Source organism: Pseudomonas sp. NPDC089741 (assembly GCF_044748825.1).
Lineage (GTDB): Bacteria > Pseudomonadota > Gammaproteobacteria > Pseudomonadales > Pseudomonadaceae > Aquipseudomonas > Aquipseudomonas helmanticensis.
The window spans coordinates 239,970-266,139 of sequence record NZ_JBIVGT010000002.1 but is presented as its reverse complement, the minus strand read 5'-3'; the positions used below and the strand labels follow the sequence as shown (position 1 = coordinate 266,139).

General features: G+C 60.7%; 25 protein-coding genes. 11 read left to right on the top strand and 14 right to left on the bottom strand.

Annotation, left to right across the window (positions count from 1 at the left end):
• Window positions 1-39: 39 nt before the first annotated feature.
• A complete protein-coding gene (locus ACIPZE_RS03355) occupies window positions 40-699 on the bottom strand; it encodes a LexA family transcriptional regulator (RefSeq protein ID WP_283436955.1) in 660 nt (219 codons plus the stop codon).
• Window positions 700-829: 130 nt separating this feature from the next.
• On the opposite strand from ACIPZE_RS03355, the gene ACIPZE_RS03350 reads away from it, so the two are divergent.
• From ACIPZE_RS03350 to ACIPZE_RS03340, 3 genes are all read left to right on the top strand, one after another.
• Window positions 830-1,168 carry a DUF6124 family protein gene (locus ACIPZE_RS03350; RefSeq protein WP_283436956.1) on the top strand — a complete coding sequence of 113 codons (339 nt, stop codon included), beginning with the start codon at window positions 830-832 and terminating at the stop codon, window positions 1,166-1,168.
• Window positions 1,169-1,646: 478 nt separating this feature from the next.
• The gene (locus ACIPZE_RS03345) at window positions 1,647-2,798 is read left to right on the top strand and encodes a M14-type cytosolic carboxypeptidase (RefSeq protein ID WP_283436957.1); all 1,152 of its coding nucleotides are present in this window, start codon (window positions 1,647-1,649) and stop codon (window positions 2,796-2,798) included.
• Window positions 2,799-2,949: 151 nt separating this feature from the next.
• Window positions 2,950-4,149: an MFS transporter gene (locus ACIPZE_RS03340; RefSeq protein ID WP_400771353.1), complete on the top strand. Its 1,200-nt coding sequence runs from the start codon at window positions 2,950-2,952 to the stop codon at window positions 4,147-4,149.
• Here the strand turns inward: ACIPZE_RS03340 and ACIPZE_RS03335 are convergent.
• Together ACIPZE_RS03335 and ACIPZE_RS03330 are read right to left on the bottom strand one after the other, a co-directional pair.
• Complete coding sequence (locus ACIPZE_RS03335; protein ID WP_283436959.1) at window positions 4,146-4,691, bottom strand: cytochrome b; 546 nt, start codon at window positions 4,689-4,691, stop codon at window positions 4,146-4,148. The genes ACIPZE_RS03340 and ACIPZE_RS03335 overlap by 4 nt on opposite strands.
• The gene (locus ACIPZE_RS03330) at window positions 4,688-5,794 is read right to left on the bottom strand and encodes a catalase family peroxidase (protein ID WP_283436960.1); all 1,107 of its coding nucleotides are present in this window, start codon (window positions 5,792-5,794) and stop codon (window positions 4,688-4,690) included. The genes ACIPZE_RS03335 and ACIPZE_RS03330 overlap by 4 nt, the downstream gene beginning before the upstream one ends.
• Before the next feature lie 157 nt (window positions 5,795-5,951).
• On the opposite strand from ACIPZE_RS03330, the gene ACIPZE_RS03325 reads away from it, so the two are divergent.
• Window positions 5,952-6,458, top strand: a complete 507-nt coding sequence (locus ACIPZE_RS03325; RefSeq protein ID WP_400771349.1) for a sigma-70 family RNA polymerase sigma factor — start codon at window positions 5,952-5,954, stop codon at window positions 6,456-6,458.
• A complete protein-coding gene (locus tag ACIPZE_RS03320) occupies window positions 6,455-7,210 on the top strand; it encodes an anti-sigma factor family protein (protein WP_400771346.1) in 756 nt (251 codons plus the stop codon). The genes ACIPZE_RS03325 and ACIPZE_RS03320 overlap by 4 nt, the downstream gene beginning before the upstream one ends.
• A 131-nt stretch (window positions 7,211-7,341) precedes the next feature.
• Here the strand turns inward: ACIPZE_RS03320 and ACIPZE_RS03315 are convergent, their stop codons facing one another.
• The 7 genes from ACIPZE_RS03315 to ACIPZE_RS03285 form a co-directional block, all read right to left on the bottom strand.
• The gene (locus ACIPZE_RS03315; protein ID WP_372238477.1) at window positions 7,342-8,274 is read right to left on the bottom strand and encodes a spore coat protein U domain-containing protein; all 933 of its coding nucleotides are present in this window, start codon (window positions 8,272-8,274) and stop codon (window positions 7,342-7,344) included.
• Between the two features lie 35 nt (window positions 8,275-8,309).
• Complete coding sequence (locus tag ACIPZE_RS03310; RefSeq protein WP_400771344.1) at window positions 8,310-10,667, bottom strand: fimbria/pilus outer membrane usher protein; 2,358 nt, start codon at window positions 10,665-10,667, stop codon at window positions 8,310-8,312.
• Window positions 10,668-10,768: 101 nt separating this feature from the next.
• Entirely contained in the window at window positions 10,769-11,557 is a 789-nt protein-coding gene (locus ACIPZE_RS03305) for a molecular chaperone (protein WP_400771342.1), read from the bottom strand.
• 34 nt (window positions 11,558-11,591) lie between these two features.
• Window positions 11,592-12,092 carry a spore coat U domain-containing protein gene (locus ACIPZE_RS03300; protein ID WP_283436965.1) on the bottom strand — a complete coding sequence of 167 codons (501 nt, stop codon included), beginning with the start codon at window positions 12,090-12,092 and terminating at the stop codon, window positions 11,592-11,594.
• 4 nt (window positions 12,093-12,096) lie between these two features.
• Entirely contained in the window at window positions 12,097-12,633 is a 537-nt protein-coding gene (locus ACIPZE_RS03295) for a spore coat U domain-containing protein (RefSeq protein ID WP_129392063.1), read from the bottom strand.
• 20 nt (window positions 12,634-12,653) lie between these two features.
• Window positions 12,654-13,187 carry a spore coat U domain-containing protein gene (locus ACIPZE_RS03290; RefSeq protein ID WP_129392059.1) on the bottom strand — a complete coding sequence of 178 codons (534 nt, stop codon included), beginning with the start codon at window positions 13,185-13,187 and terminating at the stop codon, window positions 12,654-12,656.
• Between the two features lie 102 nt (window positions 13,188-13,289).
• Window positions 13,290-13,811, bottom strand: coding sequence for a spore coat U domain-containing protein (locus tag ACIPZE_RS03285; RefSeq protein WP_283436966.1), 522 nt, complete (start codon window positions 13,809-13,811; stop codon window positions 13,290-13,292).
• 286 nt (window positions 13,812-14,097) lie between these two features.
• On the opposite strand from ACIPZE_RS03285, the gene zapE reads away from it, so the two are divergent.
• Window positions 14,098-15,249: a cell division protein ZapE gene (gene zapE / locus ACIPZE_RS03280; RefSeq protein WP_400771339.1), complete on the top strand. Its 1,152-nt coding sequence runs from the start codon at window positions 14,098-14,100 to the stop codon at window positions 15,247-15,249.
• An 87-nt stretch (window positions 15,250-15,336) separates the two neighbouring features.
• Entirely contained in the window at window positions 15,337-16,650 is a 1,314-nt protein-coding gene (locus ACIPZE_RS03275; protein WP_400771337.1) for a leucine-rich repeat-containing protein kinase family protein, read from the top strand.
• Window positions 16,651-16,777: 127 nt separating this feature from the next.
• Here the strand turns inward: ACIPZE_RS03275 and ACIPZE_RS03270 are convergent, their stop codons facing one another.
• Complete coding sequence (locus ACIPZE_RS03270) at window positions 16,778-17,482, bottom strand: YebC/PmpR family DNA-binding transcriptional regulator (RefSeq protein ID WP_129392049.1); 705 nt, start codon at window positions 17,480-17,482, stop codon at window positions 16,778-16,780.
• A gap of 221 nt (window positions 17,483-17,703) precedes the next feature.
• Here ACIPZE_RS03270 and ACIPZE_RS03265 point away from each other — a divergent pair, with 221 nt between their 5' ends.
• Window positions 17,704-19,086 carry a type VI secretion system Vgr family protein gene (locus tag ACIPZE_RS03265; protein ID WP_400771334.1) on the top strand — a complete coding sequence of 461 codons (1,383 nt, stop codon included), beginning with the start codon at window positions 17,704-17,706 and terminating at the stop codon, window positions 19,084-19,086.
• 104 nt (window positions 19,087-19,190) lie between these two features.
• Here the strand turns inward: ACIPZE_RS03265 and ACIPZE_RS03260 are convergent, their stop codons facing one another.
• The gene (locus tag ACIPZE_RS03260) at window positions 19,191-20,582 is read right to left on the bottom strand and encodes an FAD-dependent oxidoreductase (protein WP_283436970.1); all 1,392 of its coding nucleotides are present in this window, start codon (window positions 20,580-20,582) and stop codon (window positions 19,191-19,193) included.
• A gap of 72 nt (window positions 20,583-20,654) precedes the next feature.
• Window positions 20,655-21,980 (bottom strand): MFS transporter, encoded by a 1,326-nt coding sequence (locus ACIPZE_RS03255; protein ID WP_400771331.1) that lies wholly within the window; start codon window positions 21,978-21,980, stop codon window positions 20,655-20,657.
• 268 nt (window positions 21,981-22,248) lie between these two features.
• On the opposite strand from ACIPZE_RS03255, the gene ACIPZE_RS03250 reads away from it, so the two are divergent.
• Both ACIPZE_RS03250 and ACIPZE_RS03245 read left to right on the top strand, forming a co-directional pair.
• Window positions 22,249-23,121, top strand: a complete 873-nt coding sequence (locus tag ACIPZE_RS03250) for a LysR family transcriptional regulator (protein WP_129392037.1) — start codon at window positions 22,249-22,251, stop codon at window positions 23,119-23,121.
• 125 nt (window positions 23,122-23,246) lie between these two features.
• Window positions 23,247-23,975 carry a CatB-related O-acetyltransferase gene (locus ACIPZE_RS03245; protein WP_283436971.1) on the top strand — a complete coding sequence of 243 codons (729 nt, stop codon included), beginning with the start codon at window positions 23,247-23,249 and terminating at the stop codon, window positions 23,973-23,975.
• Window positions 23,976-24,001: 26 nt separating this feature from the next.
• Here ACIPZE_RS03245 and ACIPZE_RS03240 read toward each other — a convergent pair whose 3' ends face one another.
• Entirely contained in the window at window positions 24,002-24,862 is an 861-nt protein-coding gene (locus ACIPZE_RS03240) for a LysR substrate-binding domain-containing protein (RefSeq protein WP_283436972.1), read from the bottom strand.
• A 112-nt stretch (window positions 24,863-24,974) separates the two neighbouring features.
• On the opposite strand from ACIPZE_RS03240, the gene ACIPZE_RS03235 reads away from it, so the two are divergent.
• The gene (locus ACIPZE_RS03235; protein WP_129392031.1) at window positions 24,975-26,084 is read left to right on the top strand and encodes a 2-aminoethylphosphonate--pyruvate transaminase; all 1,110 of its coding nucleotides are present in this window, start codon (window positions 24,975-24,977) and stop codon (window positions 26,082-26,084) included.
• The last annotated feature ends 86 nt before the right edge of the window (window positions 26,085-26,170 follow it).

The following is a 26,170-nucleotide window of genomic DNA, read 5'->3' as shown; positions in this document are numbered from 1 at the left end:
TGTGAGGATCGATCCTGCGCCTGACGAGGATCGATCTGACTAGTAACGCGCCGTTGCCTGCATCACAACACCGATGATTCGACACTCATCGGTGAACAGGGTTTTCGGCCAGGTCGGATTGAGCGGCACCAGGTAACGCTGGCCGCCCTCTTCGTCGAGCTTGCGAAATATCGCTTCCTCGCTGTCCTGCCACTGGGCGATAACCAGTTTGCCGGGCACTGCCTCCACTTCCGGATCGACCAGAATCAGCATGCCTTCGGCGATGCTCTGGCCACTTGGCGCCGTCATCGAATTGCCCGTGACTGTCAGCCAGAACGCCGCGCCTCGGGCGTGGTAATCCGTCAGTTCAAAACGCTGTTTATCGGTTGCCGGAGTGTAGGCAGGCTGCCCGCTCTCGCGCACTTCGCACGGCGTGTGCCAATTGCTGACCGGGTAGCGGAAGTACGGGTTGTACTTCTGCGCCAGCGGCATTTCGTCGTCGGGTGTCAGCGGCGGCTCACGGATCACCAGCACCACTTCAAGGAAATCCATGCCCAGCGCCTGCAAGACGCGGTTCATTTCCGTGACACCGGGTTCGCGACGTTTGTTCAGCCAATGGCCGATCCCGCCTTGGGACATGCCGACGCGCTCTCCGAGCTCTGTTTGAGTGATTTTGAGTTCACTCATCTTGGCCTTGACCAACTCAATCCATTTATCCATGTGCGGCACCTTACCCGGACGCCTTTGGCCGGCAAAACACATATTGTAGTATTTAAATTCTGGTCACAACTACGCATCGTACTATGCTGCAAGCACGGATTTTCAATCAAACAAGGAGTGACCACTCATCATGGATATCACCAGCAAAGACTTGCCCGAGCTGCAAATGGACACCACATTCACCTCGCCCCAAGGTAATGCCGCGGCCCAGCGAGCACTGGACTATTACTTGAAACCAGCTGTGTCAGAACCTGAGGTTGATGAGCGTTTCTTCGACGTCAATCGTCATGTCAGCGGCGAAGAAGCCCTCGTGCACGCGTCGGATCTGTTGCGCTGCGCAGCCGCCACTGCGTGCAAGGCCGCAGAAAACCTGCAGGGCGCTAGTCGCGATCTGGCATTTTCGGTGGTGCATATGGTGGATATGGCGCGGGCGATGGTCGACCATTCGATCGACGGCGAAGAAATCTGAGGAACAACAATAAGGACGGACGGGAAAGAATTTCCCCATCGCGCAGATAAAAACATTTGACTTGCAAATGATAATGATTATTATTGCAAGCAACTGGTCGCGAGATCAGTCGATGGACCAGAGACCTTAGGTCGGTCTTCTGGACTATCTCCTCATCAGGCTAATCACGGTTTTTGACCCGGCTTTTTGCCGGGTCTTTTTTTGCCCGTTTTTCGGGCTTATGGCTTCAGGCTAATGAAGTCTTTAGGTGCTGCAAATTCGATGGCGCGGATAATATCAAAAGAATATCGGTTGGCAAGCCGAGCCCGGCCACATTGGGGCAAACTAATGACAAATAGCACTTGAGAATCAATCGCACAGCCACTAAGCTGCATCCGCGTCATGGAGGACGCCCCCCGCCACAACCCCGCAATTCCCCTCGGTTTCAGCCCAATCTTGTGTAAAGTATCGGCCATAACAATCCTGATCAGGAACCGATATGACCGTGGCTAAATCTTCGTTCGACATCAGCGCCAATTTTGACAGCGGCAACATCCAAGTCATTGATATCAGTAACCCGCTCAGCCCGGTTCTGGCCATTCGCCCGGACACGCGCAGCGCCCATTTCCAGTGGTTCCACTTCAAGGCCAGCGGCTTGCATGTCGGCCAGGAACACTGGTTTCGCCTGAACAATGCCAGTCAGTCCTCCTACAACAAAGCCTGGACCGGTTATCAAGCCGTGGCCTCCTACGATCACGTCAACTGGTTCCGTGTACCGACGATTTTCGAAGGCGACTGCCTGCGTTTTAGTCTCGAAGCCACGCAGACCCACGCCTGGTTTGCCTACTTCGAACCCTACAGCCGTGGTCGCCATGACTGGCTGATCGAGCAGGCACTGAGCAAGGCCGGCACCGAACTGCTGGCCACCGGTAAAAGCGTCGAGGGCCGCGACATTCAGCTGCTGCGCAAAGGCAGCGGTGCCGAAGGTCAGCGTAAGGTCTGGATCATCGCCCAACAGCATCCGGGCGAACACATGGCCGAATGGTTCATGGAAGGCGTGATCGAGCGTCTGGAAAAACACGACGACCCGGTACTCAACAAACTCCTGGCCAGTGCCGATCTGTATCTGGTGCCGAACATGAACCCGGACGGCGCTTTCCATGGTCACCTGCGCACCAATGCGATGGGCCAGGACTTGAACCGCGCCTGGCAGAGCGCCAGTCAGGAAGTCAGCCCTGAGGTACTTTTCGTACAGCAGCAAATGGAAAAGTACGGCGTCGATCTGTTCCTCGACGTACACGGCGACGAAGAAATCCCCCACGTCTTCACTGCCGGTTGCGAAGGCAACCCGGGTTACACACCGCGGCTGGAGAAACTCGAAGAGCATTTCCGCAGCCACTTGAAACACACCACCAAAGACTTCCAGACCAAATACGGCTACACCCGCGACGAACCGGGTCAGGCCAACATGACCCTGGCCTGCAACAGCGTTGGCCAGAAGTACGACTGCCTGGCGCTGACCCTGGAAATGCCGTTCAAGGATCACGACGACCATCCTGATAAAGAAACCGGCTGGTCAGGCAAACGCTCGAAACAATTGGGCAAGGACGTGCTGACCACCATCGCTGACATGGTCGATACCCTGCGCTGATCCCCTCCTCCCGCCACACCAAAAGATCGCAGCTTGTCTGCGATCTTTTGCTTTGTGCAATTCAGAGGCTCGCGCAATCAGGTTGCAAATTAAAACCACAACCCGTACCGTTAATCTGGTTTTATTTTGAAACCTAAAAAGGACGCCGGGCATGCAACATCAATCGATAACCAGCAGCGTGGTGCTGCTCTTCGCCGTGGCGTGTGGCCTGGCGGTGGGAAATGTCTATTACGCGCAGCCTTTGCTAGACGCCATGGCTGAGGCTTTTGCGATGTCGCCGGCCGGTATCGGCATCGTCATCACCCTGACGCAGGTGGGTTACGGCATTGGCTTGGTGCTGCTGGTGCCGCTCGGGGATCTGCTTAACCGGCGCCGACTGATCGTTACGCAAAGCCTGCTCTCGGTCGTGGCGTTGCTGATGATCGCCTGGGCACCGAACAGCGCCTGGCTGCTGCTGGGCATGACACTGACCGGCTTGCTCGCCGTGGTGACGCAAGTGCTGGTGGCTTATGCGGCAACGCTGGCCGACCCGGCGCAACGCGGTCGGGTGGTCGGCGTGGTGACCAGCGGGATCGTCGTCGGCATCTTGCTGGCGCGCACGGCCGCCGGAGCAATGGCTGATGTGGCCGGTTGGCAGGCGATCTACTTGCTCTCGGCCGGGCTGACTTTGCTGATGGCATTGCTGCTGTTCAGCGTATTGCCCAAGGATGAACAACCGCAGCCAACCACCACTTATGGAGCGTTGATCGCCTCGGTATTCAGCCTGTTCAGGCAGGAAGCGCTGCTGCGCCAACGCGCGATACTTGCTCTGCTGACATTCGCCAGCGCCATGGTGCTGTGGACGCCCATGGTGTTGCCGTTGGCCGCCCCACCGCTGTCACTTTCGCACAGCGAAATCGGTCTATTCGGCCTCGCGGGTGCCGTCGGCGCACTGGCCGCCGCGCGTGCCGGATATCTCGCCGATCGCGGGCTTGGTCAGTGGGTCAGCGGCCTTTCGCTGTTGCTGATGCTCGCGTCGTGGCTGCCCATCGCGCTGACCCAATCCTCGCTGTGGGCCTTGCTGCTTGGCGTGATCACTCTGGATCTGGGCCTGCAAGCGGTGCACGTCACCAGCCAAAGCATGATCTACAGCGTGCGCCCCGAGGCGCAAAGCCGCCTCACCGCCGGTTACATGCTGTTTTATTCGATCGGCAGCGCTGGCGGTTCAATTGCCTCGACCGCCATGTACGCCTGGGCGGGCTGGAACGGCGTGTGCCTGCTGGGTGCAGGCATCAACGCCGTCGCGCTGGGGTATTGGTGGCTAACCCTGAAAAGTGGCGCACCTGCGCAATGCGCCAGCCCGTCGGGTTAACGGCGATCGCGGCCGCGCAACATGCTGTCGAGCACCTCGTCACGGCGTACCCAGCCGTGAAACAACGCCGCCGCCAGATGCAGCAACACCGTCAGGAACAGCAGATACGCCAGATAACCGTGAGCCTTGCGCAGCAACGCAAACAGTTGCGCATCGGCCGGCACAAACGACGGCAACTGCAACGAGGCGCTGAGCATGACCGGCTCGCCCGAGGCACTGATCATTGCCCAGCCAAGCAGCGGCAACACCAGCATCAACGCATACAACAACAGGTGCGAAGCCTTGGCCGCCATCACCTGCCAGCCCGGCAGATCCGCCGGCAGCGGAGGCTGGCGAGTGGTCAAACGCACCAGCAGGCGCACGATCACCAGCGCCAGAATCGCAATGCCCAACGGTTTGTGCAGATGAATCAGCCATTCATGTCGCGACGAGACCGAGGTGACCATACCCGCGCCGATAAACAGCATGGCGATAATCATCACCGCCATCAGCCAGTGCAGCAAACGCGCCAACAGGACGAAATGAGTCGGTTGGGTTCTCATGGACGAGCCTCCTGTTTGGCGGCGGGCAACTGGCTGACTTCGCTGGTGCGACGCAGGTAGGAATCGGCGTAACCGGCAGAACGCGCGGCAAGCAATGGATCGTCCGTCCCTTGAATCCCCGAGGGCAGGACCAACGGATCGTAGTTGATGTCGCGGCACTCACCGCTGAGTTGCGGCTGGGTTTTCTCTAGCACCAGCGTGCCGGCGTTCAGCACTTTGCGCCCGGCGGGCCAGATTTTACTGGCATCGTTGACCGGATCGTCGGGATTGGCCAGGGTGATGTTCAACTGAAAGCGCAGCGGTGCCGCGGCGAGCTTTTGCACCAGATCCTTCTCGAGAAAATCGCCGCCTTCAGGTGCGGTGGCACCCGCAGCATCTTCAGCCAAGGGCGTCATGCTCCAGCGCACGGCCTGCTTTTTGCCACTGGCGTCCACCAGATAAAACGCGTTGATGCTGTTGTAGGTTTCCGTGGCATAACTGGCCGACGGCTTGGCGGTCTTCACCCAAGTCAGAAACGGCACAGCTTCGGGGTGTGAAGCGAAGAACGCCGGCACTTTCGCTGGATCAGGTTTGCCCGTGGCCGGGTCCGGCGACTGCGCCTGCTGCAACTGATAGAACGCCTCGGGGGTGCCGACCGGGAACACCGGCATGCTGTTCATCCCGGTGCGCCATTGCTGCCCGTTGGCCTGGGTGAAACGCAACGCCAGACTGCGAATCGGCACGGCGCTGTCCGGCGCATAAGGATTGCCCGCCGGCAACGCGAATCGCCCGACCACCGGGGTGCGCGGTTCGTTGAACACTTGCGCGGAAGAAAACACCCGCGCCTCGCCACTGCTCTCGAAATGGCCGATCACGCACACGCCTTTGGCATGGTTACGACGAAACCCGGGATGCACGCCGTTGTTTTTCTCCAGCACATCGACCAGCGCTTTTGGCGTCAGACGTTGTGGGTCGAAGTTACCGTGCACGTAGGCAAATGCCCCGGCGACGGCAGCGACGACCACGGCAATGCCGCTCAGACGCAAAATCAGGCTCGCGGCGCTCAATGGCGGGCGCTGCGGCCCGCCGGGCGGGGCTGCATTGGGGGATGAGCGATCAACCATGAACAACTCCAGGGCCATCGGCCGCAAGTAGGAAGAATCAGCAAGACGCACCGCATCCGGATTTATTCCACAGGCCGGTATTTATTTTTCCGAACGTGGAATAACCTGCGGCGACGGACGTCTCCCTAGTCCACAGCGTAGTGACTAGCAGAATTTCATGAGCGAATTCGACGAACAGTTGAGAGAAATCATTCCCAGATTGCGCCGCTTTGCCGTGTCGTTAACGCGCAACAGCAGCAGCGCCGACGATCTGGTGCAGGGCTGTCTGGAGCGCGCCCTGTCGAGTTGGGGCGCAAAACGCGCCGACGGCGACTTGCGAGCCTGGCTGTTTGCGATCCTCTACCGGCAGTTTCTCGATGCCCACCGGCGCTCGCGGCGCTATGCGCGGATGCTCGAATTCTTCACCGGTCGTGACGATGCCGAGCCTTCGGTAGAGCGCACCGTGATTGCCCAGTCGACCCTGCAGGCCTTCGACCGTTTGCCCACCGAACAGCGCGCGCTGTTGCTGATGGTTTCCGTGGAAGGCCTCACCTATAAAGAGGTCGCCGAGATTCTCGGCGCCCCGATCGGCACCGTGATGTCGCGCCTGTCCCGCGCCCGCCAGGCCTTGCGCCAACTCAGCGACGGCGAAATCAGCAGCCCTTCTTTGCGGATACTCAAATGATCAGCCTGCCTCCCAGCGAGCATGATTTGCATGCTTACGTCGACCACCAGCTCAGCGACGCCGATCGGCGTGTGCTGGAAGCCTGGCTGGCCAGTCACCCGGAACAGGCGGCAAAGCTGCGCGCCTGGCAACAGGATGCCCAGCAACTGCGCGCGGCGCTCGGCGGTGCCTTGCAGCAACCGGCCAATCCGGCACTTGAGCCGGCACTGATCCGCCAGCGCCGTCAGCGCCAGGCACGTCGCCATCTGGCCAGTGCGGCAGTGTTGATGATCGCGGTCAGCGTCGGCGGTTTCAGCGGATGGCAGGCCCGCGAGATGACGCTTGTGCGCCCTTCCCTGTTACCGATGACCGACGCGTTGCAGGCTTATCGGCTGATCGCCCAACAAGGGATGTTGCCGGCCGATTACAAGGTCGACAGTGACGGTGACATGCAGCGCTGGCTCGATCGTTATTTCACTCGGGCCACTCGTTTGCCGGATCTGAAAGCCGCCGGGTTCGAACCGGTCAGCGGACGCTTGCTCAGCACCGATGAAGGGCCGGCGGCGATGGTGATGTATGAGGATGGCAGCGGGCACAAGGTGAGCTTTTATGTTCGCCCACCGGGACCGAAAAACACCTTTTTGCCGCGCGGCACCCGCAGTGACGGCGATTTGCAAGCCGAGTACTGGTCGGGTGGCGGCTACAACTACGCAATGGTCAGCCCGACCGACTCGCCGGCAGCGCAACAGCTCAAGCAATCACTGCAATTCTGAACCGCCCCTGTAGGAGCTGCGGCACGCTGCGATCCTTTGATCTTGATCGTAAAAAACAGGATCAAAAGATCGCAGCCTCGTTGCACTCGACAGCGCCTGCAGGGGATGAGACCGGTCAGGAGGAAGTCAGGTCAGAAACCGACGTCGAGCACCACATTGTCCAGGTATGTGCCGGCCGGTGGTGTGGTCTGGTCGGTATAGATTTTTGCGTTGTAGTTGAAGATCTGGCTGCCGGTGCCCAAACCGTTGCCGGGATTGACCTCGGCATCGGTACTCGCGCGCCGCGCCGCGCCGACGCTGCCCCAGCGCGTGGTGCCGGCGCTTTTGAAAATGTCGTAGGCGAGGTAATTGCTCCCGGAAATCATCCGCCGCCGCCCGCCGGCGCTCAGCGGATTCTGGCCATCACTCAAACCCACCGTGTAGGCACTGCCCTTGGTGCAGGCCAGATTGATGGTCAGCCCGGTCACCGGGGTGAAGGCGCTGACCACCGGCGCGCTGCCGAAGGCAATGTTCGGCGCGGTAATCGTGCAGTCGTTGGACACGGTCAGGTTCACCGTCAGCGTGGTGGTTGCGCTGTTGATATCGCGCCCTAGGCAGATGGCGCCGATGCCGATCCCCGAGCAGTAATTCCAGTTCCAGAAAATGCTCAGGGTCTCGGTATACACCCCGGCGGCGACATTACTGCCGATGGTTGTGCCGAGGTAGAGCGGCACGGTTTTCGGCGTCGTGCCGTTGAGCAGGCCCAAGGCATCGATGATGCCGTTACGAGCAAAATCATAGGCGGTGCCGCGAGTCAGCGGGTAGCTGGTGCTGTTGTTGGCGTAGACCGTGTAACTGATGACATCGCCAGTCGGCCCGACCAGACCGCTTTGAGTCGAGGAAACCGTGCCCCAGAAATGGTCACCGCTGGTCAACAGTGACAACAGCGAACCGGTGCAACTCAACCCGCCATTGAGCGTCGAGCTGGGCTGCGAAACCGTGCGCACGGCAATCGAACTGAGCGTACCGAATGCCGCCGGAGTAGTGCTGACCACCGAACACAACGCCTGCGCCGCCCCCGGCATCAGCAATGCCAGCCACAAGCAAAACCGTGCAACGCTCACTGACACACCAACGGCCCGATCAGCGGCACCTGGTTCTGGTTCATGTCGACACTGAATTGCGCCTGACAGGTTTTGCCGTCAGCCAGCGTCACCTGCAAAGTGTTTTGCGCCTGAAGGTTTTCCAGATAGACCAGCCCGTCCCAACCGACCACCGTCCGCGTGCCACTCTCCTGATGCAGCACGCCAGCGCCCAGCGCCAGTTCGCGCTGCTGCGGATCGACCAGGATGATGCTCGCGGCAATCACCCGGCTCAGCGGGAATTCCAGCAGATAACCACTGCCGCGCCGCACGGCGATGCGTTGTTCGACGTTGGGGCTGCGCACATTCGGCGGCAGATTCAGCGGATCGATTTCGTACTTGCCACGGTAGTAGGCGCTGCTCCACGGCACCAGCAGGTGACCATTCTTGTCCGTCTGGCCGACCTGCTGGTTCTCGTAGCGCACCGGAATATCGGCAAAACCATCGGTACTGACCACCACAAACGCATCGTCGATTCGATTGGCGGCGAACACTTGCCGATCCATCCACACCAGCGAACCACTGGCATCGGCCCAACGGGTTTCAGCGTCGGAAGTGCCGTAGACGCCAGCCTGCAATTGCACCGATTGCAGGCGCCAGGTCACGTCGGCCTGACGGTAATCGGCGCCATCACCCTTGGCGTAACCCAGATTGAAACCGACGCCGCCCTCGGTGGGCACCGCACGACTGTAATTGACCCGCTGCTGGCTCTGACCGGTCTTGCTGCGTTCGCTGCTGATCGCCAGGCTGCCGCGCAAGTCGAACGGAATCACCAGTTGCGCCTGCACCGCCCAATTGCTGTCGCCGATCTCGCGGTTGGCCGAGAGATAGAAACTGCTGTTGCGCCACAGCGGTTTGCTCCAGGTCAGATTGAGCAGTCGCGTGCGTGAATCGTCCGCCGCGCGCACATCGAAGTAGCCCGCACCGAGGCTGCCCCAACGATCGAGATTGAGGCTCAGGGTCGCTTGTTCGCTGCGGCGGCTGAGGCTGATGTAGGGAGTGTCGATCACGGTCAGGTCGGCGTACTGATCATGGCGTTGCAGGCGTTGGTAGGAAAAACTGAAACGCTGATTGCTGTACTGGTAGCCGAGGCTCAGTTGCTCACCGACTTCACCGTCGAAACGGCTCTGGCTGAGCGCACTGTTGAGTACGCCGAAGTTACCCAGCCGCAGATTGCCACCGAGGCCGCCGAGGGTCAGTGAATCCGAAGCTTCGGCATGGCTTTCGAGGGTAAAGCTGTCGCTGACGCCATAACGCAGGCTGCCGGAGGTGACGCCGGTGCCGTAACTGAAATCCTTCAGGCCGTAGTCGCGGCGCAGCGTACCGGCAGCCACGGAAAAATCACTCAAGCCTTGTTGCAGCAGACTGCTGGTGACGTAGAACGGCAAGGTGGTCGACACCTGTCGACCGAGTGCATCGGTGGTCACCACCACGGCTTCACCGGCACCGTTGATGAACGGAATGTTGGTCAGGGTATAAGGGCCGGGCTGAAGATCGGCACTGCTGGACTTGTAGCCATTGATGAACAGATCCACTGACGACGGCACCGCCGCTTCACCGGCAAATTGCGGCAGCGGATAGGTCACCAGATCCGGGCGCACGGCAAAATCGCGCGAGAATTGCACACCGCCCAGCCGCACCGAACTGCTCCACGGCAAGGCACCGCTGATCACGTCGCCGGCTTCGTAGGTGAGCATTCGCTCATCGTCCGAGTAGCGCCACGTGGTGTCGTAGCGCAAGTAGCCATTGTCGAGGGTGTTGAGCGAATCACCGGACAGCGTGCGCCGGTACTGCCCAGTGTTGGACAGCGTGCCCCAGCTATCGAACAGGCGCACCTCGTTCCATGCGGCGAGATACGTGCCGGCATCGTCGGTGTCGTTGAGGTACAGATCGTAGTTGAACAGCGCGCCGAAACTGCTCAGCGCCGGAGTGCGTGGATAGGCCTGGCGATTACCGATGAATTGTTCGGGCAACCAGTCTGGCGGGACATCCAGCAACAGGCGCTGGCCGACGCTGTCGTAGTCGCTGTGCAGGCCCGGCAGGCTGTCGAGATCAACTTCCGCGCCGAGGTTGTCGGGCAGTTTCATGCCGGTTTCGCGCAACGCCGTAACCGGTATGAGCAGCTTCCCGCCACGCTGCTGCACCGCCACCACCCGTCCGGTATTCATCTGGTTGACCACCAGTTCGAGAAACAGCTGAGCATCACTCACCGCCTCCATGCCACTGGGTGGCGGCGGCAGTTCGCCGGCCCCGGAGGGTTGAACGAACACCAGGCAACACGCGCCGGTGATGTGCCACAGCGGACGCTGAATACGGCGAGCCCATCCTCGGCTCATACACGTTTTACGTCCGTCAATGGACTGAATCCTCCTGATACTGCGGTGGCCTGATACGGCTATGTCTGGCTCTCAGTCTTTGTCGGCCCACAACCACTCAATCAGCGTGCCGGGGTAATGCTCTGCACCTGCGGCGCGCCATTGACCCGTACCTGCAACGCCGAATCCCCGGCCAGCGAACCCGGCGCCGGCCAGCGCATCACCGCGCCCGGCAGCACATAACCGAGCAAGCCTTCGGCCAGCGGTTTGCTCTGCCCACCCTGTTTGATCGCGACATCCGTCAACCGTGCATGCACCGCGCCCTGATTGCGCACCTCGACGTAGGGCCGACCATCGACCGCCACCGTGCGCCAGCTCAATTGTGGCAAACCGATGCCCTTCGGATCTCGCGCACGCGTGCTGTCTTCCTTGCTCCACAGTCCCGCGCCGTAGGCAAACAGCGGCACCGAATAGCGCATCTGGAAGCGGATCGCTGCGGCGGTCTTGCCACCGTCAGCTGAGGGAGGTTGTGCGGAAGGGATTTCGTCGATGATGATGCGGTAGGCCAGTTCCTGACCCGGCGGCACCTCTTTGGTTCGGGTCAGGCGCACCAGTTGTTTTTGCCCCGGTTCGATCTTCGCCACCGGCGGGCTGCCGATCACGTCGCGCTGATTCTGGTATTGCTCCTCGAAACCGTTCTGGCTCCAGCCAAACACGCGGATCTGCAGATTGGCGGTCTCGTTGCCGCGATTTTCGAGCCACAGTGCACTGGCCTGTTGATCGGCTTCGAGCACCGGGTCGATCGGCCAGATCAACACCGAACTGGCGGCGCCGGCATGGCCTGTTCCGAGCATGAGCAGCGCCAGCATCGCACTTTGCAGTAACGTGTGCCGTGACATGAATGACCCCATAGACCTGCTCCTTGTCGGCAATGGCTACTGCACCTCACCACGACAGTTGCACCTGCAACACGTCGCTGTACGTCCCCCCAGGCTGATTGCCCGGTAGTTGCACCTGACCGTAAATCGGCAGGCTGATGTTGTTCGCATCGCTGTACGCCACTGCCACGCTCTGGCCGATGCCCAGGCTCTGGCTATATGCCGCATCGCGAAACAGCGCATACGCCACCCGCGCACTGCCGCTGTTGACCTGCATGTGCCGGCCACTGCTGTTGTACTGACCGCCATCGACGCTCATGTTCAGCGTCACCCCGGGCGTGCATTGCAATTGCACGCCACCGGTCAGCGCGACCTGCACGGTGCCGGTGGCCAATGCCGAACGCGAGCCGAAATTCAGCCCGCCATAGTTCGACACACCGCCCACCACCAGGCATCCCGCCGTGACCGTGGCGCTGACCTGGAAACTCTGACTGGTCGCCGCCGTCAGCGGCAGCGGTGCACTGCCCGCACAGAGCAGGAGCAGCGCGGCGCATCCCTGCCGGCGCATGGCATCAGAACGTCAGTTCAACAGCGACGGTGTCGGTGTACGTGCCGGCCGGCAAACCGGCCTTGCCCACGGCCTGACCGTAGATATTCACGGTCTGCGCAACACCGGTACTCGCAGCGAGATTGATCGTCCCGTCGATCGCCAACAGCTGCGAATGACCGGCATCGGTGTACAAGTCGTACGGGACATAATTGGCCACGCCGTCAAACAGGGCGCGCGTGCCACCCGGTGATTTGCCGTCGTTGGCACCGGCGCGTACCTTGACCGTCGGCGTGGTGCCGCTGGAGCAAAGAATCGACAACGCCCCGCCGCCACCGCCGAGCACTTGCCCGGTGGCCGTGGTGAACAGGCTGTTGGCGGTGCCGAAGCTCAATGCACCGAAGTTCAGCCCGGTGGAACCACCCGCACCGTTGACCTGACAGCTGCTGATCAGGATCAGGCTGGAAGTGATCTGGCCGGTGACCGTGGTGGCGGCGTTGGCACTGGAAACCAGCGCCAGACCGAGCAGCGGCAAAGCTATCCTTGATGCAAACATACGCATGGTGTCCGTCCTCTACGGGGTTACCAGTCGAGCGTCACCGTCAGGGTGTCGGTATAGACCCCAGCCGGAACCGCGCGGGTATTCGCCACCACTGAGCCAAATACCGGAATGGGTATCTGCGCACCGCTGGTGACAGCGAAATTGTGTTGTTGGCCGATGCTGTAGCTCCGGGCGCCGGAGGGATCGACGAACAGTTGATAGGGAATGGTCTGGCGGCCATTGCTCAGGCGCCGGGTATTGCCGTCACCGTGGGTGCCGCCGTCGATAGTGACGGTGAAGCCGGTGACCGAAGGATTGCAGGCGACATTGAGTTTGCCGCTGCTGTCGCCGTCGAGACTGGCCTTGATCGGCGCATTCCAGGTGGGTCCCTGAAGACCGAAATCAAGTGTGCCAAGCTCACCCACCGGGCTGGCGGGATTGGAGGAGTTGGTGACTTCGCAGCCGGCAATCAGGATCAGCCGCGCGTGGATCTGCCCGCTGACAGCCGCCTGCGCGTCGTCGGCGAGTAATGCCAGCGTACCTGCTGCCATGACCATCCAGTGTTTGCCTGTCATTGCGCCCGTCCCTACTCCTTCAGGTGACTCCAACCCTTGCGTTCATCATTGAACGTCTTCCCGGCACCACCCAATTCAGCGGTTTGCCGGTAAACCTCGCGATCACCAGGTGACCGTGACCTTGACCAGATCCGAATAACGGCTGACTCGCGGCACCTCGGTCAAACGCTCGATCCGTGCGTACAACGGCAACTCCACCGTGCCGCTGTCCGGCACGCGCCCGCTGACCGGCACATTCACCACCAGCGGCACACGCCGCGCGGCGTCCTGATACAGGCGATACGGAATCGGCTTGCTGTCAGCCGTACCGGCCAGGTAGCGAACCTCGCCGACGCCACCGTGCAGACCGCCATCGACACGCATTTGATACGGCGTGTCCGGATTGCATTCCAGCCGTGGCAAGCGTTGATTGGTCAGCGCTGCAGCCAATGGCCCGGCCGGGTCGTCGAGACGCGCGGTGCTGCCGAAATCGAGGACACCCAGTTGCTCGATGCCGGCCTCGCGCTGCTGGCCGATCAATTGGCAGCCGCGTTGCACATCGACGCGCACTTCGACCTGAAGATCCGCCGCGTATGCCGGTGCGCAAAACACTCCCAGCAGGCCCATGACCACTCGTGCATTCACTGCCCCATTCCTTGTCAGGGATCGCTTGCGTTGGCGTTACTGTGTTTCAGGTTAGCAACGGACGGCGATTGCGCCAGTCGATTGGATCCACTGAACGGCCGGGATATGTTTCGAAAGGTTGGCAACAGGGCGAATCATGTCGCTGAAAATAGCTGTACAGCCCGCAGAATATTGTTCAGTAACCGCCCATTCTCGATGCTCCGTGGTGGTAGCCCCGCTGAACGTCTGGTTACACTACCCCGCCGCGCTCAGTGGAGCCGGTTCGACCTGCCCGGAGTAACCCAGAGTGCCCGCCCGACTGCCCGACCGATCGCGACTGAGCCAGCGCTGGCCGGCGTTGCGCCGCTTGTTCGGCAAGGGCATGGCCGCCAGCGCCGGGCATGACGCCAGCGCGCAGTCGATCCGCGATTACTTCCGCAGCAAGGCCCACGAGCAGGGTTACACCCTCAGCGCCAGCCAAAAACAGGTAATCGATTGCATGGCACAGCAGGCCAGCCTGTTGCTCGGCGCCACACCACAGACAGCGCCGAGCCTGTATTTGTATGGCGCCGTCGGGCGCGGCAAGAGCTGGCTGCTTGATGGCTTTTTTCAGGCTCTGCCGATCACGCGCAAACGCCGCCTGCATTTCCATCAGTTCTTTGCGCAATTGCATCAGGGCATGTTCCGCCATCGCGAGCGCGATGATGCCCTCGAAACCAGCCTCGACGAGCTGTTACAGGACTGTCAGGTGCTGTGTTTCGACGAGTTTCATGTGCACGATATCGGCGATGCGATGCTCATCACCCGGCTGTTCAAAGCGCTGTTCAAGCGCAGGATATTGCTGTTGGTGACGTCCAACTACGCACCCGAAGGCCTGTTGCCCAACCCGCTCTATCACGCGCGGTTCAAACCGGTGATCGAACTGATCAATACGCGCATGCAGGTGATGGAAGTCGGCGGCCCGCATGATTACCGCAGTGTGGCGCGCAACCATGAACATCAAGTGTTTACCCACGGCCATTATGTGTGGCCGGGCACGCCGGCGCAGCGCCAGGCGCTGACTCTGCCAACTGAGGATGCTCCGCCGCTGTCGCTGGCGGTCGGTACCCGGCATTTTCGTGCACGTCTGATTGAAGGCCGACGTGTGGCTTTTACTTTCGCTGATCTGTGTGAACAGCCAACCGCGGTGATGGATTATCTGGAGTTGTGTCGGCGTTTCGACCACTGGGTGATTGACGATTTACCACTGCTGGGCGACTGCTCGATTGCCGCGCAACAACGCTTCATCAATCTGATCGACGTGCTCTACGACCAGGACAAACACCTGACGCTGATGGGTCGACTGTCGCTTTGCGAAAGCCTCGGCGGCGATGCGATCGACCTCGGGCGCACGCGTAGCCGGTTGGGACAATTGCAGGTTATTGCCCCTCTGTCTGACACCCCCGCTGAAAAAATCTGATCTGGCCGCAAATCGCCGCTTTGCCGTTATCATGTCGCCCATTCCGAGCGCTTCGCGTCTCTGCACCTTTCAAAAGTGAACACTGACATGCACACCCTTGCTCAACTGCGCGCCGGCGAGTTGTCGGGCATCACGCGGCTGGATCTGTCTTGCGGGCTGACCGAGTTTCCGCGCGAGATCTTCGAGCTGGCCGACACCCTCGAAATCCTTAACCTCAGCGGCAATGAACTCAGTAGCCTGCCGGACGATCTGCATCGCCTGACTCGGCTGCGCGTGCTGTTCTGTTCCGACAACCATTTCACTGAGCTGCCAGCCTGCCTCGGCCAATGCGCGGCGCTGACAATGATCGGCTTCAAGGCCAATCGCATCGTCGAGGTACCCAGCGCCGCGCTGCCGCCGTTGCTGCGCTGGCTGATCCTCACTGACAACTGCATCGACACCCTGCCGACTGAACTGGGCGAGCGCCCTTATCTGCAAAAACTCATGCTGTCGGGCAATTGTCTGCAAGCTCTGCCTGAATCGCTGCGCGACTGCCATCGACTGGAACTGCTGCGCATCTCGGTCAACCAGTTCAGCGAACTGCCGCAGTGGCTGCTGAGCTTGCCGAGCCTGACATGGCTGGCCTACGCCGGTAATCCGCTGGAAACCGAAGCCGACGCCGCCGCGCTGGAAGCCACGCCGCTGATTGATTGGTCGGCATTGCGCCTGGAGCAAAAACTCGGCGAAGGCGCCTCCGGGGTGATTTCCCGGGCGAACTGGCAGCACGCCGATGGCTCGCTGAAACCGGTCGCGGTGAAGTTGTATAAAGGTGAAATGACCAGCGACGGCTCGCCGTTACACGAAATGAACGCCTGCATCACCGCCGGCCTGCACCCGAACCTGATCCGCGTTGAAGGGCGTATCACCGCTCATCCCGACGGCCAGCAAGGGCTGGTGATGCAACTGATTGACCCGAGTTTTCGCAACCTCGCCGGATTGCCAAGCCTGGCCTCGTGTTCGCGGGATGTGTACGCCGATGATCTGCGCTTTACCGCCGACGTTGCCTTGCGCATTGCCAAGGGCATTGCCTCGGCAGCCGAGCATCTGCATGCGCAAGGCATCACCCACGGCGACCTGTACGGGCACAACATTTTGTTGAACGAACGGGGCGATTGCCTGCTGGGGGACTTTGGTGGGGCGTCGTTCCATGCCACGACGGATACCGCACAGACGCGGGCGCTGCAACGCATTGAAGTGCGGGCGTTCGGGATTTTGCTGGGGGAATTGCTGGCGCGCATCGACTCGGGGTTGAGTGCAGAGCGGCGTTTACATTGGGAAGCGCTGGAACGGTGTTGCTGCCAGGCGGATGTGCGGGCGCGACCGGGGTTCAGTGAAGTGTTGCGCGAACTTGAAAATCTGTGACCGCGGCGCGGTCAATCGCGGGCAAGCCCGCTCCCACAGTGTCCGTGTCGTGCACAAAATATGTGAATTGCGCAAAAACCTGTGGGAGCGGGCTTGCCCGCGATGAGGCCATCACTGGCGAAACAGATCAGCCAGCCAGACCGACGAACATGTCCTGCACGTCATCATGGTTGTCGAGGCCTTCGAGGAACGCTTCAACCTCAGCCATCTGCTCGTCGCTCAGGCCGCTGACCGGGTTCTTCGGCTGGTAGCCAAGCTTGGCCGACAAGACCGTGAAGCCTTGCTCGGGCAGGGATTTCTGCACGGCGTCGAGGTCAGTCGGGTCGGTCAGGAACAGCGTCGCACCGTCTTCACCTTCTTCAAAATCCTGGGCACCGGCTTCGATCGCGGCCATTTCCGGATCGGCGTCCGGGGTGTCCGGCGAGGCTTCGATCATGCCGACGTGGTTGAAGTCCCAGGCCACGGAGCCGGAAGCGCCCAATTGGCCCTTGCGGAACGCCACGCGGATTTCCGCTACGGTGCGGTTGACGTTGTCGGTCACGCACTCGACGATCAGCGGCACCTGATGCGGGGCGAAGCCTTCGTAGGTCACGCGATGGTATTGCACCGCTTCACCCAGCAGGCCCGCGCCTTTCTTGATCGCGCGATCGAGGGTTTCTTTCGGCATCGAGGCTTTCTTGGCCTGTTCGACCACCAGACGCAAGTGTGCGTTGGTGGCGGTATCGGCACCGTTGCGTGCAGCAATGGTGATTTCTTTCACCAGTTTGCCGAAGATTTTGCCCCTGGCGTTGGCTGCCGCTTCTTTGTGTTTAACCTTCCACTGTGCGCCCATTACTCACTCTCTTGATCTGTGGCGCCGAGACATCTATTGGCCGACGCGTGGCGCCAAGTTTATACGGCCTAAAGTCGGCAATCGACCAAAAAAATCGTAATGCTGAATCGACATTTTCGCCAGAGCGTGTAGGGCTATTCTGAAAAGCCGCTTTGCCATAAGCATTCGGCGCTGCGGTTTCGTACCCTCTGGGGCCGTATTGCCAGACAGAGCCTGTGCGAATGCTCAATGACATGGAAAGTCCCTTCACGCTGACCCTGACCGACAGTGGATTGCAAATGCCGGTGTTGCGCTTTCGCGGTGAGGAAGCGCTCAACCAGCCCTACCGCTTCGACATCGAACTGATCAGCCTCGGCCCGGCCATGACGCCAGGCACGCTGTTGCAGCAACCGGCATTCCTGCATCTGAGTGATCATCACGGGGTTCACGGGCGCATCGACAGCGCCAGTTGCGAACATCGCGGTGCGCATCGGGTCGGCTATCGAGTGGTGCTGGTGCCCTCCCTTCAACAACTCGCGCAAGCACAAAAACGCCGCGTCTTTGTGCACTTGAGCGTGCCGCAGATTCTCCAACAGTTACTCGAGGAAAACGCGCTGCCGGTCGACAGTTACCGAATCGAAGTGATCGTCGGCCAATACCCCCAGCGCGAGTTCTGCATTCAATATGAGGAAAGCGATCTGGCCCTGCTGCACCGCTTGTGCGAGGAAGAAGGCATTCATTACCACTTCGAACATGGCCCGGACGGGCATGTCGTGGTGTTCGCCGACGACAGTCTGAGTTTGCCGCAAGAGCCCACGCTGCTGCCGTTCAGCCTCGATGACGAGGCGCCCTCGCCGCACATCGCGACGCTGTTCCAGCGGCATGACGCGGTGCCAGTCGCACCGCAACGTCATGTACGCAATCGCGGGCAACGAGACCTGCGCGAGGATGCCGCGAACCAGAGCATAACGGGGCCGACAACAACGCTGTCCCAGCCACATCGCTATGCCGAACAACGCAGCCGTCGTCATCTGCAACGTCAGCGCTGCGAATATCGCTCGATCCATGGCCGCAGCGATTGCGTGGACCTGCTCAGCGGTCAATTGGTCCAGGTTGCGGAGCATCCGATCAACAGTTTCAACGAACAATGGTTGATCACCGAAATGCGCCATCACGGGCAACAGCCGTCGATTCTCGAGCCGACACCCAGCGTTTACCGCTACCACAACGATTTCGTTGCCCTGCCTTGGTCGACGGAATTTCGTCCGGCACTCAAACAGCCGCGACCGGCGATCCCCGGTTATCACCTGGCGCGCGTACTCGGCACGCCCGGGCAGCCGGCATCTCTCGATGACCAGGGCCGGATCAACGTCAGTCTGTGGTCTGTCGCAACGGTGCAGGCCGACGATGGAATATGGCTGCCAATTGCCCTGACCAACGCCAATGGACGGATCGCCGCCAATGAACTGCCCTGTGCCGGCAGCGAGGTGTGGGTGAGTTTTCTCGACAGCGATCCGGATCGACCGATCCTCTGCCTGGGCACGCAAGGCGAACTGCCGCAGCAACAAATACCGCCCACTCAAGACAATCCCCAGTTACTCGACTGGCTCCTCTACCGCAACTAAAAAACCCCGTGTAGGAGCTGCCGCAGGCTGCGATCTTTTGATCTGGTCTTTTACAAACAAGATCAAAAGATCGCAGCCTGCGGCCGCTCCTACATGAGGGGGAGTCAGGCTTTGTCGGCCTTGCCCGCCGCCGCAGCGAATTTCGCCAGCCGTACGTCCAGGTGCCGTGGCAGCCGACCGTGGTCTTCAGCGCGCTCCTTGCGCCGGATGGCGTTGCGCACCATCAGCGAACCCAGATAACGGATCGGCTCCGGCGGAAAGTAGCCCAGCGGGCCGTTGACCAGCGGCGAGCGCGTCCACGGGTTATCCAGGCCTTGCACCAGCGACGCGAGAATCTGCCCGCCCATGTGACACGGGCCAACGCCGCTGCCGGAATAGCCGAAACCGTAGAACACATTGCCGCTGCTGCTCATCTGCCCGAAAAACGGCAGGCCGGTCACCGAGCGATCCGAAGGACCGTTCCAGGTCGCGTCGACTTTGACCTCGGCAAACGCCGGAAAAAAATCGCCGAGACTGCGCTTGAGTAATCCGGCGTACGGCGACGGCTGATCGAACACCGGCAGCATTCGCCCGCCAAAGGCAAACGTGTTACCGCCCTTGCCAAGCATGATCCGGCCGTCCGGGGTGTTGTGGTAGTAGTGCACGAAGATCCGCGAATCGAGCACGGTGACACCACTGGTCAAGCCGATTTCCTGCAGCAGTTCCGGGCGCGGCTCGGTGATCAGCATGTCGCTGGAAACGATCGCCACGCTGCGTTCGAACTGCGGGAAAGCGCGGGCCATCCACGCATTCATCGCCAGCACCACGCGGTCGGCGACAACCCTGCCGGTGGCGGTATGAATGCGCGCCGGGCGGCCCTCTTCAAGGCCGGTCATCGCCGTGTTTTCATGGATTTTCACGCCGAGCTGCAAGGCCACACGGCGTAATCCGCGCACCAGTTTGCCCGGTTGCACACTGGCCGCCGCCGGCGAGAACCAGCCTTCCAGATGCTTGGCGGAACCGGCCATGCGCTGCACATCGGCGAGCGGGCGCTGGCTGAACGAGTTGATGCCATTGCGCTCCAGCGCCGCGATCACTGCGTCGGTCGAGCCGACCTGCGCACGATTGGTCGCGGTGTACAGCGTGCCGTCGAGCCGGTAATCGGCATCGACGCCGTACTGTTCGCAGAACTCGCCGATGGCATGAATGCTGCGCTCAGATTCCTTGACCAGGCGCACTGCTTCCTCGACGCCGAACAGGCGCTCCAGGGTGAAATACTTTGCCGACCACGACAACGCGCAGCCACCGTTGCGCCCACTGGCACCAGCGCCGCAGATGTCGGCCTCGATCAGCAACACATCGAGCTCCGGGTTCTGCTGCTTGAGCATGATCGCTGTCCACAACCCGGTGTAACCGCCGCCGACGATGCACACGTCAGTGCGCACTTCGCCTTGCAGCGGTGCACAGGTTTCAGACGTGTCGGTGTGCAGGGCCTGCTCCAGCCAAAACGGTCTCATGGGTTTTCTCCAGTCAGTTGGCCACGCCACAGCCTGCCGCGTGCGTCGCAGCAGGCCGCGAGGCAAGGGTTTTCAGGAACGCAGGGGTTTGATCGTCAACGGGCAATTGGGGATGGAGGCGCGTGGTTCCATCACACCGACCGGACGGCTGTTCCAGTGCGGAATCAGCACCAGCGCCGAAAACAGCGCGCAACCGGCAAACACGATGAACACCGTGACTGAGTCGAAGTAACCCGGCAACAAGCCACCGAGCACCGCACCGACCGATCCGCAGCCGTTGACGAAACCGGCCGCCGTGGCACCGGCCTTGGCTTTGCCGAAGTCGATGGCCGCTGCGCCGCTGATCATCGAATCCGGGCCGTACAGGGTCAGGCCCATGACAAACAGCAGTGCGACCACCAGCAAAACACTACCGGTGTGCAGAGCGCCCATGAACAGCGCCAGCGTCACGGTCAGTGCGAGCAGACTAAGCACGCAGGCCGGCATGCGCCGGGCGCCGAAGAGCTTGTCCGAGGCCAGGCCAATCATGATCGGCCCAAGCAGACCGGCCAGCTCGAACGAGGTCGGAATGATTGCCGCACCGACCTTGCCAACGCTGGGCATTTGCTCGAAGACAATCACCGGGCCCCACAGCAGAATCGCGTAACGCGCCGGTTTCAGCATGAAATACGCCAGGCCCAGCACCAGCACCGTGCGATTGCGCAGGATTTCCTTTAACGGTTCCCAGATGCTGAGTTTGCTGTTGGCTTCGGTCTCCTCTGCGCTGAGTTCCGGCTCCGGCTCGACCGCCGGCAGGCCAACATCTTCCGGTTTGTTGCGCTGGAAGATGAAGAACACCACCGCCACCACCGCGACCACCGCTGCGCTGGAAATAAACGCCGCGTGCCAACTGCCCACCAGCGTATACGCCCACCAGCCGGCAAACGGTGAAGCCACCAGACCACCGAAGGCGTAGCAGGAACTCCATAAACCGAGCACCCGCCCGCGCTGTTGCGCAGGGAAGAAACTGCCAAGGTTTTTACACAACCCCGACCACCCGGTGGACTGCGCCAGGCCCTGAATCAACATGCAGGTAGCGAAGATTGGTAGTGTCGCGTAGCTGCCCATCACCAGCGCTGCGGCAGCGGAAATCAGCAAACCGCCAAGCACCACGACCCGTGGGCCAAAGCGGTCGGCGAGCATGCCCCAGGTGAATTGGCCGATGGCGTAAGCCGCCAGATAAATCGCATCAAGGTTGGCCATGGCCATCTTGTCGAGCATGAAGGTGGGGTCTTCGGCGATGCCGAGTTTGGCCACCGAGAAAGCTTTGCGGGTGAAGTAGAAAGCGGCGTACGCGAGCCAGGTGACAGCGAAGATCTGCACGCGCCAACGCGCAATGGTGCCGATGTGCTTGTTCATGGTGGTTCTGACCTCAGGGTGTGAGTGTGCCGGCAGAATCGTTAAGAAAAACGCCTGTGTTTTTATTGTTGAGCACTGCGATATCCCCCCATCCCTATGGCGATACCGGTCAGATGAGTCCTGCTGTTGCACGCACAGGCTCATGGCCATTGCTGCTCCCGAACGAGCAGTCAGCGATGGCGTGAGCCGATCAAAGCAATTACTGTTTAATAAATAAAATCGATTTATCGTATTTCACACATAAGCTCAGCTTGTTACTGGAGCATTCATGTCCGTCTCCCACGCCCAGCTCAAAGCCTTCCATGCCGTGGCCGTGCATGGAAGCTTCACCAAAGCCGCCGAGCGGCTTTTTCTCACGCAACCGGCGATATCCGACCAGGTGCGCAAACTGGAGGAACGTTTCGGCGTTCTGCTGTTTCACCGCAATAAGCGTTCGGTGCGCCTGACCGATCTTGGTGAGCGCTTGCTGGCGATCACCCAGCGCCTGTTCGTGATTGAAGCCGAAGCGCAGGAATTGTTGCAGGAATCCCAGGCCCTGCAGACCGGCAGCCTGATTCTGGCAGTCGATGCGCCGGTGCATGTGTTGCCGCAGATCGCGCGGTTCTGCGAGCGCTATCCGGGGATCAGCGTCAAGATCGAGACGGGCAACACCGATGAATCGCTGTTTCGCCTGTTCAACTATCAGGCCGATCTGGCGTTGCTCGGGCGCGATGTCAGTGACGAGCGTTTGCTCTGCGTGCCGCTGCGCAACGACCCGATGGTCGCATTCGTCTCACGCCATCACCCGTGGGCCGAGCGTGAATCGATTTGCCTGGCGGACCTCGATGACACGCCGTTGGTGTTGCGCGAACACGGCTCGGTGACACGGCAGACGCTGGAGGAAGAAATGGCCCGCGCCGGGTTTCGCATTCGCCCGGCGATTCAGGTTGAAGGCCGCGAAGCCGCGCGCGAGGCGGTGGTGGTAGGGATTGGCGTGGGGGTGGTGTCGGCGGCGGAGTTTGGTGCGGATTCGCGGGTCTGCGCATTGCCAATCATTGATTGCACGCGCCGGCTGACGGAGACGCTGGTGTGCCTGCGCGAGCAGAGTTCGCGGCGGGTGGTGGCGACGTTTTTGCAGATGGTGCGCGAGAGTCTGGTGTAGCTGTGCCCTGACCTGAACGTCAGCTACACTGGCGCCTTGCCATCTGTCACAAAAAATTTCGCAGCATCACCGTCTGAGACGCATCGAGCCTGTCGCGGCTCGACCATGGAATCGAAGTACGCATCGTGAAGAAAATAATAAATTCAGTTCGGAATCACTTCTGGAAAAAATCCATTCGCCAGCATGCCTGCAAAGTCGCCGGCGGGATTTTTTCGTTGCACAAGCGATCGACACTGACGCTCGAAGAACACGTCAGCATCGGCCACGTGGTGATCGAGTCGAAACACCTCGCCATCGGTGCGCACACCTACATCAGAAGTGATTGCGTACTGTCTGCGGTTTCCTCCATTGGCCGCTTCTGCTCGATCAGTACCCGCTGTTTTATCGGCCAGCAAAAGAGCTCTCATCCAACCGACTGGCTCAGTTCTCACCCCTTTCAGTACACCGATACCGCCCTGATCTTCGACCCGGTGGTGGCCGACGTCACGATCGGTCACGACGTGTGGATCGGCCACAGCGCGATGATCCTCGAAGGCGTGCAGGTCGGCACCGGCGCAATCATCGCGACGCGCGCGCTGGTGACCCAGGATGTTCCGCCTTACGCAATCGTTGCCGGCACCCCGGCGAAAATCATCAAATACCGGCATGACCCGCACACCATTGCACGCTTGCTTGACAGTCAGTGGTGGAACCTCGATGTGCAATTGCTGCAGACGCTGCCATTGAATGATCCTGCCGCCGCGCTGGACCAACTGGAGAGCATGCAGCTGAAGCAGGCGAATTACCCAAGAATCGAAATCACCCGAAAAAGTACCGCGATCCTGCCGGCTCAGCCGCAATTGACCATGGCCTGAACTGGATGCCGCGACTGCGCCTGAGGTCAGCCAGGCGCCAACGCGAAAAACGCCTGGATCAAACGCAAATCCCGGCGCCGCTCCATGCAGCCGATCATGTGCCGGTTGACCAGGCCGTCGCCGATGATCGGAATCGCCACCACGCGCGGGTCATGGCTGACTTCCACCGATGACACCACACCGACACCCAGCTCAGCGGCGACGGCTTCCGTCACCGCCTCACGGCTATCGAGTTCCAATAACACCCGTGGATGAATCGAGGCCTGTTCACACGCTTGATCAAAGGTACGCCGGGTGATCGAACTCGGTTCACGCAGCACCATGATCACCTGATCCAGCTCCTTGAGCTTGACCTCCCCCGCGCGCGTCGCCCAGGCATGCGTTGCCGGCACCAACGCGCAAATCCGCGATTCGCTCAAGCCTTGCAGGTGCAGGCCTTTGCGCGGTTCGACTTCAGTCAGCACCGCCACATCGGCATGCTCGGACAACAGCGCCGCGAGGGTTTCCTGCGCATTGCCCAAGCGCAGATTCACGGTAATCCCCGGATACCGCGCGCGCAGGCTGGCGAGCATCGGCATGACCATGTGCGGGCCGTCCGCCGCCACTTCCAGACGCCCGGTAAGCAATTGTCGATTGGCCTCAAGCAGCACCTGCGCCTCTTCCGCGAGGCCGAACATCGCCCGGGTGATCGCCGCCAGTTTGGTGCCCTCTTCGGTCAGCTCCACTCGTCGCGCGGTGCGCCGCAGTAAAGTGATCTGGTAGTGCTCCTCCAGCGCCTTGATGTGCCCGGTGACCGCCGGCTGACTGATGAATAACCGCGCAGCAGCCCGGGTAAAGCTGCCTTCGCGGGCCACGGCGTCGAAGGCGCGCAGCTGAAACAGGTTCATGAATAACTCTCACTGATGGCTGGCATAACAACAAACAATTTGATTGATACAACGCCGAATTGCAACGTATGCCCCGTAGCTTCATCCCACAGCGCTATCCGAGGACACACGAATGAGTATCGCCGAACCCATCCTGCTCACTCCCGGCCCGTTGACCACTTCGGCCCGCACCCGTCAGGCGATGATGGTCGACTGGGGGTCATGGGATGACCGCTTCAATCAACTGACCGCCAGCCTGTGCGAACAATTGCTGGCGATCCTCAACGGCGCGGCCACTCACCATTGCGTGCCATTGCAGGGCAGCGGCACCTTCGCCGTCGAGGCGGCGATCGGTACTCTGGTGCCGCGTGACGGCAAAGTCCTGGTGCTGATCAACGGTGCCTACGGCAAGCGTCTGGCGAAGATCTGCGAAGTGCTCGGCCGCTCGTTCAGCACTTTTGAAACCGCTGAAGACGAACCGACCACCGCCGCCGACGTCGACCGTCTGCTGCGCGCCGACAGCGACATCACTCACGTCGCGCTGATCCACTGCGAAACCAGCACCGGGATTCTTAATCCTTTGGCGGAAATCGCCGAAGTCGTTGAGCAACACGGCAAACGCCTGATCATCGATGCCATGAGTTCCTTCGGAGCGTTGCCGGTGGATGCGCAAAAAGTCCCGTTCGATGCCTTGATCGCGGCCTCCGGTAAATGCCTGGAAGGCGTGCCGGGAATGGGTTTTGTCTTCGCCCGCAAAGAGTCGCTGGCGGCTGCCGCTGGCAATTCGCATTCGTTGGCGATGGATCTGTTCGACCAGCACGCCTACATGATGAAAACCGGCCAATGGCGCTTCACCCCGCCGACCCACGTGGTCGCGGCGCTGCACGAAGCGTTGCTGCAATACAACGAAGAAGGTGGCCTGCCGGCGCGGCATGCGCGCTACGCCGCCAACTGTCAGGCACTGATGGAAGAGATGGCCAAACTCGGTTTGCGCAGCTTCCTGCCGGCGGCGATTCAGGCGCCAATCATCGCCACGTTCCATGCGCCGAACGATCCGCGGTACCAGTTCAAGGACTTCTACGAACGGGTCAAGGCCAAGGGTTACATCCTCTATCCCGGCAAACTGACTCAGGTCGAAACCTTCCGCGTCGGCTGCATCGGCCACGTCAGCCCGGACGAAATGCGCCAGGCCGTCGCGGCGGTGGGCGAAGTGCTGCGCGAGATGGAAGTCCTGGAAATTTAAGCCACACCACAACTCCCCTGTAGGAGTGAGCCTGCTCGCGATAGCGGTCGAACATTCAACATTTTTTGTCGACTGACACGCCCTCA

Bases quoted from the DNA above. Each gene is read 5' to 3' on its own strand.
- ACIPZE_RS03355 (WP_283436955.1), bottom strand. From the start codon at position 699: ATGGATAAATGGATTGAGTTGGTCAAGGCCAAGATGAGTGAACTCAAA.
- ACIPZE_RS03350 (WP_283436956.1), top strand. From the start codon at position 830: ATGGATATCACCAGCAAAGACTTGCCCGAGCTGCAAATGGACACCACA.
- ACIPZE_RS03345 (WP_283436957.1), top strand. From the start codon at position 1,647: ATGACCGTGGCTAAATCTTCGTTCGACATCAGCGCCAATTTTGACAGC.
- ACIPZE_RS03340 (WP_400771353.1), top strand. From the start codon at position 2,950: ATGCAACATCAATCGATAACCAGCAGCGTGGTGCTGCTCTTCGCCGTG.
- ACIPZE_RS03335 (WP_283436959.1), bottom strand. From the start codon at position 4,691: ATGAGAACCCAACCGACTCATTTCGTCCTGTTGGCGCGTTTGCTGCAC.
- ACIPZE_RS03330 (WP_283436960.1), bottom strand. From the start codon at position 5,794: ATGGTTGATCGCTCATCCCCCAATGCAGCCCCGCCCGGCGGGCCGCAG.
- ACIPZE_RS03325 (WP_400771349.1), top strand. From the start codon at position 5,952: ATGAGCGAATTCGACGAACAGTTGAGAGAAATCATTCCCAGATTGCGC.
- ACIPZE_RS03320 (WP_400771346.1), top strand. From the start codon at position 6,455: ATGATCAGCCTGCCTCCCAGCGAGCATGATTTGCATGCTTACGTCGAC.
- ACIPZE_RS03315 (WP_372238477.1), bottom strand. From the start codon at position 8,274: ATGCCGGGGGCGGCGCAGGCGTTGTGTTCGGTGGTCAGCACTACTCCG.
- ACIPZE_RS03310 (WP_400771344.1), bottom strand. From the start codon at position 10,667: ATGAGCCGAGGATGGGCTCGCCGTATTCAGCGTCCGCTGTGGCACATC.
- ACIPZE_RS03305 (WP_400771342.1), bottom strand. From the start codon at position 11,557: ATGGGGTCATTCATGTCACGGCACACGTTACTGCAAAGTGCGATGCTG.
- ACIPZE_RS03300 (WP_283436965.1), bottom strand. From the start codon at position 12,092: ATGCGCCGGCAGGGATGCGCCGCGCTGCTCCTGCTCTGTGCGGGCAGT.
- ACIPZE_RS03295 (WP_129392063.1), bottom strand. From the start codon at position 12,633: ATGCGTATGTTTGCATCAAGGATAGCTTTGCCGCTGCTCGGTCTGGCG.
- ACIPZE_RS03290 (WP_129392059.1), bottom strand. From the start codon at position 13,187: ATGACAGGCAAACACTGGATGGTCATGGCAGCAGGTACGCTGGCATTA.
- ACIPZE_RS03275 (WP_400771337.1), top strand. From the start codon at position 15,337: ATGCACACCCTTGCTCAACTGCGCGCCGGCGAGTTGTCGGGCATCACG.
- ACIPZE_RS03270 (WP_129392049.1), bottom strand. From the start codon at position 17,482: ATGGGCGCACAGTGGAAGGTTAAACACAAAGAAGCGGCAGCCAACGCC.
- ACIPZE_RS03265 (WP_400771334.1), top strand. From the start codon at position 17,704: ATGCTCAATGACATGGAAAGTCCCTTCACGCTGACCCTGACCGACAGT.
- ACIPZE_RS03260 (WP_283436970.1), bottom strand. From the start codon at position 20,582: ATGAGACCGTTTTGGCTGGAGCAGGCCCTGCACACCGACACGTCTGAA.
- ACIPZE_RS03255 (WP_400771331.1), bottom strand. From the start codon at position 21,980: ATGAACAAGCACATCGGCACCATTGCGCGTTGGCGCGTGCAGATCTTC.
- ACIPZE_RS03250 (WP_129392037.1), top strand. From the start codon at position 22,249: ATGTCCGTCTCCCACGCCCAGCTCAAAGCCTTCCATGCCGTGGCCGTG.
- ACIPZE_RS03240 (WP_283436972.1), bottom strand. From the start codon at position 24,862: ATGAACCTGTTTCAGCTGCGCGCCTTCGACGCCGTGGCCCGCGAAGGC.
- ACIPZE_RS03235 (WP_129392031.1), top strand. From the start codon at position 24,975: ATGAGTATCGCCGAACCCATCCTGCTCACTCCCGGCCCGTTGACCACT.